The organism is Moraxella porci DSM 25326 (assembly GCF_002014855.1).
Classification (GTDB): Bacteria; Pseudomonadota; Gammaproteobacteria; order Pseudomonadales; family Moraxellaceae; genus Moraxella; species Moraxella porci.
Genome location: NZ_MUYV01000006.1, coordinates 36,744 through 50,144 on the forward strand (window position 1 = coordinate 36,744; position 13,401 = coordinate 50,144).

Here is a 13,401-nt window from a genome sequence, read left to right on the forward strand (position 1 = left end):
AACATGAAAATGATTGATAACAAAACAACATTGCTTGCGACCGATTTGCAAGAGCAAATCGGTTCAGGTGATTGCATTAAAATTAGCGCCTCATATTTTTCTATTTATGCTTATGATACTCTTAAAGAATCACTAAAAGATATTCAGCAGCTGCAATTTATTTTTACTAAGCCAACCTTTGTTGTGGATCAAGTCACCGAACAAAACAAAAAGGCGGAGCGAGAGTTTTTTATACCAAAGCCAAATGCAGCATCTAATATCTACGGCGCAGAATTTGAAATTCGCCTAAAAAACAAACTCACCCAAAAAGCCATCGCTAAAGAATGTGCCGATTGGATTCGCCAAAAGGCAGTCTTTCAAACTAATACCACGGACAATACTTTTGAGCAAAGTATCATCATTCAAACCGGTCAATCTCAAGAGTCTAAATCTGCTTATTTCCCAATTTATGATTTTGGGCTAGTGGGTCTTGGACTGGAGCGCGGAAAAACCGAGTCTAATACGGTATATCGGATTGATCGTGAAGCGGCCAGTCATCATCTAAACGTCTTTGATCAGATTTGGCATGATAAAAGCAAGACTCGAGATATTACCGATGAGCTGATTGCTCACATTGAAGCCGTCTATAAAGAAAACGCCCCAGAGCGGATCTATTTTTTGATATTGTATCATGTATTTAAGGATTTTTTATCAAATATTAATGAAGATGATCTGCCTAATGACCGCACGGGCTATCAAAACTCCAAGATATGGCAGGCGCTATATCAATTCCAAAAAGATGCAGCGGTGGGTCTGATTAATAAACTTGAGCGATATAACGGCTGTATTTTGGCTGATAGTGTTGGATTGGGCAAAACCTATACGGCGCTTGCTGTCATAAAATATTACGAGCTTCGCAACAAGAGCGTTTTGGTACTTTGTCCCAAAAAGCTTGGAGCAAACTGGACAAACTACAATACCAATGTCATTACCAATCCTTTTAGTCAAGATCGTTTTAATTATGATGTGATTTATCATACAGACCTGTCTCGCAAGCGAGGCGAAACCAATGGCATGGACTTGTCAAAAATTAACTGGGGAAATTATGACTTGGTAGTGATTGATGAGTCACACAATTTTCGCAATCGTGAAAGCTTTAAGGATAAAGACACTCGTTATGACAAGCTAATGAATCAGGTGATTCGCTCAGGGGTCAAGACTAAGGTGCTGATGCTCTCAGCGACACCGGTAAATAACCGCTTTAATGATCTTAAAAATCAGTTGGCCCTGGCTTATGAGGGCGATAGTGAGCTTTTGCAATCCAAGCTAGATGTTCGTCGTGATATCGATACTATTTTTGCACAAGCCCAAAAAAGCTTTAATGAATGGGCGAGACTTGAGCCAAGTGAACGTACGACTCAGGCTATCTTGGGGCGATTGGACTTTGATTTTTTCAAGCTATTGGACAGTGTAACGATCGCTCGTTCTCGTAAGCATATCCAGCGGTTTTATGACACCAAAGACATTGGTTCATTTCCCCAAAGGTTGCCACCGATTTCAGTGCGATCTGCTTTGTCTAATACGAAGTCTATTGCATTGAATGATTTGTACAGTCGTTTGTCTATGATTAAAATGTCGGTCTATGCGCCGGTGAACTATATTTTTCCAAGTCATCTTGATAAATATGAGGCCATGTTTGAATCTGGCGAGGGGCAGGCACGCAATTTTCGCCAAAAAGATCGTGAAAAAAGTTTGCAACGGCTGATGATTATCAACTTGCTAAAGCGACTGGAAAGTTCTGTGCATGCTTTTGGCTTGACTTTGCAGACTTTGGCACAGAAGCTGTCTGATACTCTCTATAAAATTGAGAGATTTTTAAATAATCATGATGACAAAATATTAATGATTGATGTGGGCTTGGGTTATGAAGATGATGAAGATAGCATCAGCATGGGCGGCTTTGATGGTGAAAAAGTAAAGATATTGCTTGAGGACATGGATTTATTGCAGTGGCAACGGGATCTGAGTGAAGACCTGCTGATGATTCAAGAACTCCAAGAGATGGTTCGTGCCATTACGCCCGAAGATGATGCCAAATTACAAAGAATCATTACTCAAATTCATCATAAAATACAAAACCCTATTAATGAAGGCAATAAAAAAGTCATCATCTTTACTGCCTTTGCAGATACGGCAGACTATTTATATGATCAGCTTGCGCCAGTGTTTTTGGAGCAGTACGGTATCCATACCGCCAAAATTACGGGCACGCAGGATATTAGCACCATCAAGACCGCTCAAGGCAGTCGCCATGGTTATGATATGCAGGGATTATTAACTTTATTCGCTCCCAAGGCCAAGCAAAAAGATCGGGTTTTTCCGGAGGAAACCAGGCAAATTGATATTTTGATTGCGACAGATTGTATTTCTGAGGGTCAGAATCTACAAGATTGTGACTATCTGATCAATTACGACATTCACTGGAATCCTGTACGCATCATTCAGCGGTTTGGGCGAATTGATCGCATTGGCTCAACCAATCGCCAAATCCAATTGGTAAACTACTGGCCGGATATTGATCTGGATGACTATATCAGGCTAAAAGAGCGAGTTGAGAATCGTATGGTCATCGTTGATGTTACTAGCACTGGTGATGACAATGTGCTGAGTGCCAAGGCGAATGACATCGCCTATCGCCAAGAACAACTCAAAAAACTACAAACTGAAGTGCTGGATCTGGAAGATGCCAGCACAGGCGTATGTATTACCGATTTGGGGTTGAATGATTTTCGTCAGGATCTGATGGCTTATTTGCAAGCACATCCTGATCTGCCATATCTACCACTGGGTCTGCATGCTGTCGTACCTGAGAATAGCGACATGGGATTACATCGTGGGGTGATTTTTGCACTCAAGGCGCGCCATGCCAAGCCAGATGAGCGTTATGCAGGGCAAAATCATCTTTATCCTTATTATCTAGTCTATATTGGTGAATCGGGTCAGATTCTGCTGGATCACACCACATCCAAGCAGGTCTTGGAGCTTGCACATATCGCCTGCCGAGATCGGCATGAGCCGATGTCGTGTGCTTATGAACCGTTTAATCAAAAGACACACGATGGCAGGGATATGACACAATACTCAACCCTGCTTGATGAAGTGGTGCTGGCAATCCAGAATATCAAACGCCAAAGTGATATTGACAGTCTGTTCGGTGGGGCAACCACGACCGCACTTGAAGACGAGGTGGTGGGGCTTGATGATTTCGAGTTGATTGGCTTTATTGTGGTGCAGGGGGTAGTGTGAGTTTGTATTTATACCCGCCACACAGTTTGGTTGATCGCCATATCAGTAAAAACACGCTATACGCTAAGGGGCAGGCAGCTGCTCATATCGAAAAACTTTTTATTGAGCAAGTGGAGAAAATCACTTGGGCGTATAAGCTGGCACCCACGATACTTCACCTACAAGAAGATGGCGCGGATATCAGGGAGGTGCAGATTTTTGTGATTCATGCTCGTACAGCTAGGGTGGATGAGCGGATTTTGCGATATATTGATGAGATTGTGCCATCACGGATTATCTTTGAGATTCATTATGCTAATACCATCACTGTGTCCGCCTGCTACAAAAGGCGCAATCTAGCTGATGGCTCAAAATCTGTACTCAGTCGCTATTTTTATAGAGAATATAACGCTGATTCACCACGCATGCCCTTGCCAACAGTGCTGAGCATGCAGGCGTTATACCATGACTTAATCAAGAATGTACTGCCAGTTGTGAGTGACTCACAGCTATCGATAGATGAGTGTATCACGCAGGCGGATAACTACACCAAGCTTGTCGCCGAAAGCCAAAAGCTGACTGCCAAACTGCACAAAGAAAAGCAGGCTAATAGAAAAGTTGATATTAATATCAAATTACAGCAACTCAAAAGACAGTTGCAGAATTTTACACTAAGAAGCGTATGACAGATTCTATTGAACAAGTAATTAAACACATTGCTGATAATGATTTATCCATACTTCAAGAGAGTGTGGATATAGAGTGCAAGCTGGCTTCTGGACAAGATGGCAAAGGTGAGCTGCCTGCTGATTTTTGGCAAAGCTATAGTGCATTTGCCAATACAGAGGGTGGTGTGGTTGTTTTGGGTGTCAAAGAAAAAAATGGTGCCTTTACCATCAATGGCATTCAGCAAGTCGCCAAAATCAAAAAGCAGCTGTTTGACCTTGCTGACAATACCAAAAAGGTCAGTCGCAATCTCATCACTGATCGTTCTGTGGTAGAGTGGTGTATAGAAGGCAAGACAATTTTATTAATCAGCATCCCTAAAGCAAGTCGCAAGCAGCAGCCTGTCTATCTTAATGGCAATCCAATGGGCAACAGCTATATCCGTCGCCATGAGGGTGATTATCGCTTGGATGATGATCAGGTCAAGCGGCTACTGGCAGAGCAAACAGACTCTCGAGATGATGAGATTTTGTCTGATTATGGTCTAGAGGATATTGCCATAACATCGCTTAGGGCTTATCGCCAGCGTTATGCTAATCTTAATCCCTATGCAGAACTTAATGAGCTGGAGGATTTGGAATTCTTGCGCAGAATCGGTGCTTATGGTAAAAACCGACAAACAGGCGAGCAGGGCTTAACCAAAGCAGGGCTGCTCATGTTTGGTCAGCATCACAGCATTTGTGAGATTTTTCCGCATTATTTACTGGATTATCAAGAAAAGTCTGAGGATGAATCTGTGCGATGGACCGACCGTGTGGTGTCGGGGGCGGATTGGAGTAGTAATTTGTATGAATTTTATCATCGTGTCATCTCTAAACTGACCCAGTCTCTCAAGACACCCTTTGTGCTACAAGATGGTGTACGGCAAGAAGACACCCCTGTGCATATCGCCATTCGTGAGGCGTTGGCAAATGCCATTATTCATGCTGATTATACTGACAGAGCTTCGATTCGCATTATCAAAAAATCCCACGGGTTTGAATTTCGCAACCCAGGTTTGATGCGCATTCCTATTGAGATCGCTCGCCACGGGGCGGAGACGGACTGTCGCAACCCAAAAATACAGCAGATGTTTCGCTTAATTCATATCAGTGAGCAGGCAGGATCGGGTATTCCAAAAATCTTCACAGGATGGCAGTCTCAGCACTGGACGCCGCCCAAGCTAAAGCAAGAGCGAGAGCCTTATCATCAGACATTGCTTGAGCTACAGATGATTGATCTTTTTCCAGAAAAAATCATGGATAAGCTAAAGAATGCTTATGGCAAGCCATTTGTTGCGTTATCTTATGAAGAGCAGATTATCCTTGCCATTGCCAAAATGCAAAATGAGGTATCACATGGTATGCTCAAAGACATCTTGGACAAGCACCCAGCAGACATCACCAAGATGCTGCAGCAGTTGGTGCTCAATCATTTTTTGATTAAGCATGGCTATGGACGCTGGGCAACTTATGTCCTAAATTCCGGACATAACGAGCCGAGCATAGGACATAACGAGCCGAGCATAGGACATAACGAGCCGAGCATAGGGCATAACGATGAGCATATCATTGACGATTTGGATGATTTAACTGATGATATGTATCAAATACTGGATGAAATCGCCAAACCATCCCAGCTGAAAGATCGTCTCAAGCCCGATGAGATGAAAGCAATCATCATCTCGCTTTGCACCAACGGTTTTTTTACAACCAAAGCGCTCGCCAAGCTGTTGAATCGAGGTGAGGAGTCCTTGCGCAAGCGTTATCTAAGCCCTTTGGTCAAACAAGACATACTGATCTTGGCTTATCCAGAGGCAAAGCAACACAACAAACAAGCCTATCGCACCAACCCAAATCAACCAAACTAAGGACATCCCATGACCGACCTAAAAATGCACACCCCGAACCTAACCGATGCAAACATCGCCAAACTCGCTGAGCTGTTTCCACACTGTATCACCGAAAGTCATGACGGCAAGGGCAATCTTATCCGTGCAGTGGACTTTGATCTACTTCGCCAAGAGCTGTCTGGCGTCGTGGTAGAGGGTGATCAAGAGCGCTATCGCCTAGACTGGGTGGGCAAAAAACAAGCCATGCTCACCGCCAATGCACCAATCACCAAGACGCTACGACCACAGCGTGAGCAGAGTGTGGACTTTGATACTACCCAAAATCTCTTTATTGAAGGGGATAATCTCGATGCACTCAAGCTGCTCCAAGAAAGCTATCTGGATAAGGTCAAAATGATCTATATCGATCCACCGTACAACACGGGCAATGACTTTATTTATAAAGATAACTTTGCAGAGAGTACTCAAACATTCCTAGAGCGCTCAGAGCAGATTGATGAGGAGGGTAACCGCCTAGTCGCCAATACCGAATCCAACGGCCGCTATCACTCAGACTGGCTATCGATGATGTATAGTCGTCTAAAACTGGCTCGCAATCTACTAACGGATGATGGAGTGATTTTTATTAGTATTGATGATAATGAACAAGCCAACCTTAAACGGTTATGTGATGAGATTTTTGGGGCAGGGAATTTTGTTTCAAATGTTGCGGTTTTTTCAAATCCTCGCGGTCGCCAATCTGATAAATATATCGCTGCATCACATGAAAGTTTATTGGTGTACATAAAATCTGAACGGGCAACATTACTTGGTGAGGCATTAACCGAGGAGCAGAAAATGGAATATAATAAAATGGATGAGCGTGGCTTATATAGGGAAATTGGGCTGCGTTTGCGTGGAGGTCGTGCAACAGCTGAAGAGAGTCCAACCTTGCATTTTCCTATTTATTATTCATTGGCTTTAAACAAGATTTCCTTGGTGGCGCAGGATGGCTATATTGAAATTATCCCAAAATTTTCGGATGGGACTCTAGGAACTTGGCGATGGAGTAAGGATAAAATTAAAAATCAAGAGAATGACTTGGTAGTAAGGTTGGTTCAGGGGTCGGATGGAGCAAGGTATGATGTATTTCAAAAAGACTACCTCACAAGTGATAAAAGAAGAAAGCTAAAAAGTTTATGGCTAGATAGGGAGATTAACTATGATAGGTCTAAGGATGATTTCAGATTTATCAATTTATCTGGAGATTATTTTAGCTATGCAAAGCCTGTCAGTCTTTTAAAGAAGATCATTTTATCGACTGCTTTACAGGACGATATCATCCTAGACTTTTTCGCAGGTTCGGCAACCACGGCGCATGCGGTGATGCAGCTTAATGCTGAGGATAGTGGCAATCGTCGCTTTATCATGGTGCAGCTACCCGAAGAGACTGACGCCAAGAGCGAGGCGTATAAGGCAGGCTACCCAACCATCGCCGAGGTCAGTAAGGAGCGTATCCGCCGAGCAGGGGCGAAGATCAAGTCAGAGCTTGTAGATCAGGCGGTGATTGAGCAGCTGGATACGGGGTTTCGTGTGCTGAAGGTGGATGATTCCAATATGCAGGATGTCTATTATCGCCCACAGGAGCTGACACTGGATTTGGTAGAGCGGATGGCAGATCATATTAAGGCAGATCGTGGCGATGAGGATTTGTTATTCCAAGTCATGCTGGATTTGGGGATTGAGCTGTCATTGCCGATTGAGTGCCGACAGATTGATGGGCAGGATGTGTATTTTGTAGCAGGTAATAGTCTTGTGGCGTGTTTTAATAACCTATCCATGGCGATTATTGATGAAGTGGCGACGATGCAGCCGCTATATTTTGTCTCATGTGAGCGCGCGATACAGCAAGATCATGATAAGGCGAATTTTAAAGAACGCTTTGGGCAATTATCACATAAGACGGATGTACGCTTTATCTAAGGGGTGGTTATGAAAATCCATTTTAAAACTTTGGCCTATCAGCTGCAGGCTGTGCAGGCGGTGGCGGATTGTTTTGTTGGGCAAGCTCGCCACAGTGGTATGCGTTATACCGTAGATCCAGGGCGTAAGACTGTGAGAGCAGGCGGTCAGTTTGAGATGTTCAGCCCAGGGGCGCAGGCATATATGGCGAGTCGGCCTGAGGAAATGGGCTTTGGTAATCACGAGATTGATAGCCTTGATCAGGTATTAAGTAATATCCGCCAAGTACAGATTCGCCAAGGTCTAGAGCCATCGACACAGCTAATCACCGCTGATAATGCTCGCAACAAAAATCTCACCGCAAGCCCGCTCAATCTCAATATCGAGATGGAAACAGGGACGGGCAAGACCTATGTGTATCTTCGTACGATATTTGAGCTAAACAAGCGTTATGGCTGGTCAAAGTTTATCATCGTCGTACCCAGTATCGCCATCCGTGAAGGGGTGTATCAGAGCATTCGGATGATGGGTGATCATTTTATGAGTGAATTTGGCAAAAAAGCCAAGTCGTTCATCTACTCATCCAAGAGCCTGCATGATTTGGAGAGCTTTAGTAGTGATGGCGGGATTAATATCATGGTCATCAATGTGCAGGCGTTCAATGTCAATGCCAGAGGCAAAGACCAACGCCGCCGTATCTATGAAGAGCTAGATGAGTTTGGCTCTCGTCGTCCGATTGATGTGATTAGTCGTAACCGCCCAATTCTTGTTCTAGATGAGCCACAAAAGATGGCAGCAGATAAGACGCTGGAGTCATTGGCAAAATTCAAGCCGCTGTTTATTTTGCGCTATTCAGCAACGCATAGGCGCGACTATAATCTGGTGCATCGCCTGGATGCGCTAGATGCCTACAACCAAAAACTGGTCAAAAAAATCCATGTCAAAGGCATCCAAATCAATGGGCTAACTGGCTCGGATCAATATCTGTATCTACAAGATATCAAGATCTCAAAATCCGCTCCAGAGGCGCTGATTGAGCTAGAGGTGAAGCAGTCATCGGGGTTTCGTCGTGCCATTCGCCGTGTCAAAAAAGGCGATGATTTGTACACTATCTCCAATGAGGCGGCGCAGTATAAGGATCGGTATATCATCAGCGAGATCGATGCGCGCACACGCACGGTGGCGTTTGCCAATGGTAAGTGTATCAAGGTGGGTGAGGCAGTGGGTGATGTCAATGAAACAGCCCTTCGCACCATTCAGATTCGTGAGACGATCCGTGCTCATCTGGACAAAGAGCGTCAGCTGTATATGCAAGGCATCAAGGTCTTGAGTTTATTTTTTATTGATGAAGTTGCCAAATATCGTCAATACAACGAGGCAGGTCAGGCGGTGGCAGGCGAGTATGCTCAGATTTTTGCCGAGCAATATCAGGCAGTGGTGCGTGACTATCTGGATTTAAATCTTGAGAATGACCCGTATCAGGCTTATCTAAAATCCATTGAGGTAGATAAGACGCATCAAGGGTATTTTTCGGTGGACAAAAGGACCAACCGCTTGATTGATCCAAGAGTGGAGGCACGATCTGAGGAGAAGTTATCAAACGATAGTGATGCTTATGATTTGATTTTAAAGGATAAGGAGCGGCTGCTGTCATTGGCGGAGCCGGTGCGATTTATCTTTTCGCATTCGGCATTGCGTGAGGGTTGGGATAATCCCAATGTATTTACCATTTGTACGCTCAAGCATTCAGACAATGTCATCTCACGCCGTCAGGAGGTGGGGCGAGGCTTGCGACTGGCTGTCAATCAGTCAGGCGAGCGTATGGATGCCAATTATTTTGGTGCGGTTGGTGAGGTGCATAAGCTCAATCAGCTGACAGTCATCACCAATGAGAGCTATACGGATTTTGTCAAGGCGCTACAAGGTGAAATCAGGCTAAGCTTGAGCAGTCGCCCAACCCAAGCCACGCCAGAGTATTTTAAAGCCAAACAGCTTATACTTGACGATGGCAAGACGGTGATGATCAGCGAGACGATGGCCAAGCAGATTCATAAATATCTGACTAAGCATGACTATATTGATGATAACGACCATCTGACCGAGGCTTATCATATGGCAAGACAGGCAGGCGAGGTGGCGTCTTTGCCTGAGGAATTGCAAGATTATGGTGAAGCGGTATTTGTGGTGATTGATGGTGTGATGAATGCACATGCGCTGAGTGATATGATTGAAGATGCCAATCAAAAAGTGGATAATCCAATCCAAAAACAAAATCTGGCACGCAAAGAATTTCAGCAGCTGTGGCAATCCATCAATCGCAAGGCTACTTATCAGATCCATATTAATAGTACGACACTGCAAAAGCACGTCAAAGAAGCGATTTTGGAGATATTACGCACCAAAAACAATCGCTTTGTGGAGACGCTCAGCTACACCATTGCCGAGGCTAGTCAAAAAGATGAGGTGAGCTATGAGGTGATGCAATCAGGTCAAATGTTTAATAATACCCAAACTTCTCGAGAGAAAGGTACGGGTATTCACAGCTATTCGCAGGTCAAATATGATTTGATTGATGAAATCGCCAAACAAACTGATTTGACTCGCAAGACTGTGGTGGCTATCCTAAAGGATAATGCGGTTATTTTTTCACAATATCGCCAAAATCCAGAGGCTTTTATTCGTGAGATGGTACGGGTTATCAATCAGGTGCGAGCAAATTTGGTGATCCAAAATCTTAACTATGACTTGTTGGATTGTTGCTTTGATAGTAATGAAATTTTTATGGATAATCAGATTATCGGACAGCCTAACGAAGTATTGGATAAGCATATTTGGCAGTATGTAACGACTGATTCAGCCGTGGAGAGACGGTTTGCCAAGGCGCTAGATGGCGCTTCAGAGGTGGTGGTATATGCCAAACTACCAGACAAGTTTTATATTCCAACACCGTTTGGGAATTATAATCCTGATTGGGCGATTGTCTTTGAAAAACGGCAAGTACGCAATATTTACTTTATTGCCGAAACCAAAGGTTCTGTGGATGAAAATCAGTTGCGCACCAATGAACAAAATAAGATTGGTAGTGCTAGAAAATATTTTGAAGTACTTAATCGCAGCCTGGGTCAGGAGGGTCAGTTCGCCGTCAAGTATGATGTGGTGAGCGACTTTGAGCAGCTAAGAGATATTGTTGCGATGTAGTGCTATATCACCAAAAAGGAGCATTTTATGTGGTATTTAAATCCTATTAAACCAATCAATCAAACCGCACGCAAGGGGGCTGGGGACCGCCAAAACCAATTAACCAAGCCAACAGGCGCATTAGGGCAAATGGAAGAGGTGGTGATTGAATTGGCAGGTATGCAAGGTAAGGTGTGTCCAACCGCAAAACAGCTTTATATTTGTACCTTTGCAGGCGACCATGGCATCGCTAATGCTGGGGTGTCTGCCTATCCACAGGCGGTAACTCGGCAAATGCTTTATAATTTCGCGACAGGTGGTGCGTGTATTAGCGTGATGGCACGTCATTATGGTGCGATAAGCCAAGTGATTGATTGTGGTTCAGTAGGTGAGCCTTATGCAGTGGATGGTGTGGAACAATTTCACATTGCCCCACAAACCCAAAACTTTTTAGATGGGCCTGCCATGACTGCCGAGCAATGCCAAAAAGCCCTAGAAATTGGTAAATACAGCGTTGAAAAAGCGGTAGAACAGGGCGCGGATATTTATATTGCAGGGGAAATGGGCATTGGCAATACCACAGCAAGTTCGGCTTTAGCAGGATTATTATTAGATGAAAATGCAGAGAGTCTAACGGGCTTAGGTACAGGCGTGGATGAAAAAACCTTTGTTCATAAAACCAAAATTATTGATCAAGCCATTGATAAATATAAAGAAACTTGTAAAGATAATCCACTGTTAGCATTACAAAGCGTTGCGGGGTTTGAGATGGTAGCAATGGTTGGTGCTTATCTGCGAGCGGCTCAATTAGGCTTGCCTGTGATTATTGGTGGATTTATTTCCGCTGTGTGTGCCTTATGTGCAGTACGCATCAATCCTGATGTTCGCCGATATATGTTATTTTCACATACATCTGCTGAATATGGCAATCAAAAAGTATTAGATGCGTTAAATGCAAAACCACTGCTGGATCTAGGTCTTAGACTCGGTGAAGGGACAGGAGCGACAACTGCATTTGGCATTATTCAATTGGCGTGTGTGGTACACGCGCAAATGGCGACCTTTGGGGAAGCTGGTGTGAGTGATAAAGATGGCTGATGAGCAACAAGGTCTTGTGCTGTCGTTTTTACGCCACGGCGAAACCGAACTGTTAACGCAAGGTTTGGTTTTGCGTGGTCGGCTTGATGATCCATTGACGGTGCAGGGTGAGCAGCAAATGCACACTGCCATCAATACGGCACTGCCTAAGCAAAGTTGGCAGGCCATCATCTCATCGCCATTATCTCGCTGTGCCAAGATTGCCAAGCAAAAATCAGCACAATATGGCCTGCCTATCGTGCTGATGGATGAGCTTGGTGAGATGGATTTTGGGGATTGGGAAGGGAGATTTACCGCAGAATTATTTGAACAATACCCTGATGACATGGCGCTGTGGTGGCAAAGCCCAACGAAGTTTACACCGCCTAATGGCGAAAGCATGGCTGATTTTGCCAAACGAATTGATACTGCATTAATCAAAATCAAGCAATTTGCCCAAGCAAATCACTATGATAAACTGTGCATCATTTCGCATGGTGGGGTGATTAAATATCTATATTGTAAAGCGCAAGATTTATCGCTTGATGAGATTTTAAAACAACCTGCCGAATTGGGTGAATTTCATACATTTATCCTGCAAAATAATCGCTTGTTATTACCATGATTTATCATAAAATCATCATACCTTTTTTAATCGCCGTGCAGTTTATGACCACGATTCCGATTAAATTACCCTGTTTGCCAAGCCGTGAACAAAACGCCTTATCCATGCTATTTTACCCTGTCATCGGTTTGATGATTGGCGGTGTATTGTGGCTTGTGGCAAGCTATGTTCAGCTGCCGATTATGCTGTTATCTTGTGCCGTCATGGTGGTGTGGGTGTGGCTGACAGGCGGATTGCACTTGGATGGCTTGGCAGATACTGCCGATGCATGGGTCGGTGGTTTTAGCGATAGACAGCGTACATTGACGATCATGAAAGACCCAAATACAGGGGCGATGGGCGTGATCGCCATCGTGCTGTGTCTGGCGCTCAAATGGGCGGCGGTGTACTGTCTGCTTGAGCTGGATGCTGTGTTGGCGTTGTTGTTCGTACCGATGCTTGGCAGGATGTCGGCTTTGGCACTGTTTGCGACGACGCCTTATGTTCGGCAGAATGGCTTGGGTTCGGCGTTGCAAGATGTGCCAAAATGCTTACTGTGGCTTGTCATGCTAAGCTTTGGAGCAGCTGTATTTGCATTGTCTTGGCAGATGGCTGTGGTGATGATTGGTGTGTGGGCAGTGATGCTTGCGTGGCTACGATGGCGATTTGTTGGGCGAATTGGCGGTATCACCGGCGATACAGTGGGGGCAAGCATCGAGATGGTGGAGGTGGTGATGCTGGTGGCTGTGGTGGCGATGTGTAGTCATTGAGTGGTGATTTA

Annotated in this window: 8 protein-coding genes; all 8 read left to right on the forward strand. The window is 44.4% G+C overall.

What is annotated here, in order from left to right; translation table 11 throughout:
* Positions 1–3: 3 nt before the first annotated feature.
* From B0681_RS05640 to B0681_RS05675, 8 genes are read left to right on the forward strand one after another with little or no spacing between them, the layout of a single operon-like run.
* On the forward strand, positions 4–3,285 hold the full coding sequence (locus B0681_RS05640; RefSeq protein WP_078317779.1) for a helicase-related protein: 3,282 nt from the start codon (positions 4–6) through the stop codon (positions 3,283–3,285).
* Positions 3,282–3,950, forward strand: coding sequence for a DUF4391 domain-containing protein (locus B0681_RS05645; protein ID WP_078317780.1), 669 nt, complete (start codon positions 3,282–3,284; stop codon positions 3,948–3,950). The genes B0681_RS05640 and B0681_RS05645 overlap by 4 nt, the downstream gene beginning before the upstream one ends.
* Positions 3,947–5,839 carry an RNA-binding domain-containing protein gene (locus B0681_RS05650; RefSeq protein ID WP_078317781.1) on the forward strand — a complete coding sequence of 631 codons (1,893 nt, stop codon included), beginning with the start codon at positions 3,947–3,949 and terminating at the stop codon, positions 5,837–5,839. The genes B0681_RS05645 and B0681_RS05650 overlap by 4 nt, the downstream gene beginning before the upstream one ends.
* A 9-nt stretch (positions 5,840–5,848) precedes the next feature.
* Entirely contained in the window at positions 5,849–7,783 is a 1,935-nt protein-coding gene (locus tag B0681_RS05655; protein ID WP_078317782.1) for a site-specific DNA-methyltransferase, read from the forward strand.
* A 9-nt stretch (positions 7,784–7,792) separates the two neighbouring features.
* Positions 7,793–10,960: a type III restriction-modification system endonuclease gene (locus B0681_RS05660; protein ID WP_078317783.1), complete on the forward strand. Its 3,168-nt coding sequence runs from the start codon at positions 7,793–7,795 to the stop codon at positions 10,958–10,960.
* A 27-nt stretch (positions 10,961–10,987) separates the two neighbouring features.
* Positions 10,988–12,037, forward strand: coding sequence for a nicotinate-nucleotide--dimethylbenzimidazole phosphoribosyltransferase (cobT, locus tag B0681_RS05665; protein ID WP_078317784.1), 1,050 nt, complete (start codon positions 10,988–10,990; stop codon positions 12,035–12,037).
* Positions 12,030–12,641, forward strand: a complete 612-nt coding sequence (locus tag B0681_RS05670; protein ID WP_078317785.1) for a histidine phosphatase family protein — start codon at positions 12,030–12,032, stop codon at positions 12,639–12,641. Before cobT ends, B0681_RS05670 begins: the two co-directional genes overlap by 8 nt.
* 14 nt (positions 12,642–12,655) lie before the next feature.
* The gene (locus tag B0681_RS05675) at positions 12,656–13,390 is read left to right on the forward strand and encodes an adenosylcobinamide-GDP ribazoletransferase (protein ID WP_078317892.1); all 735 of its coding nucleotides are present in this window, start codon (positions 12,656–12,658) and stop codon (positions 13,388–13,390) included.
* Positions 13,391–13,401 lie beyond the last annotated feature (11 nt).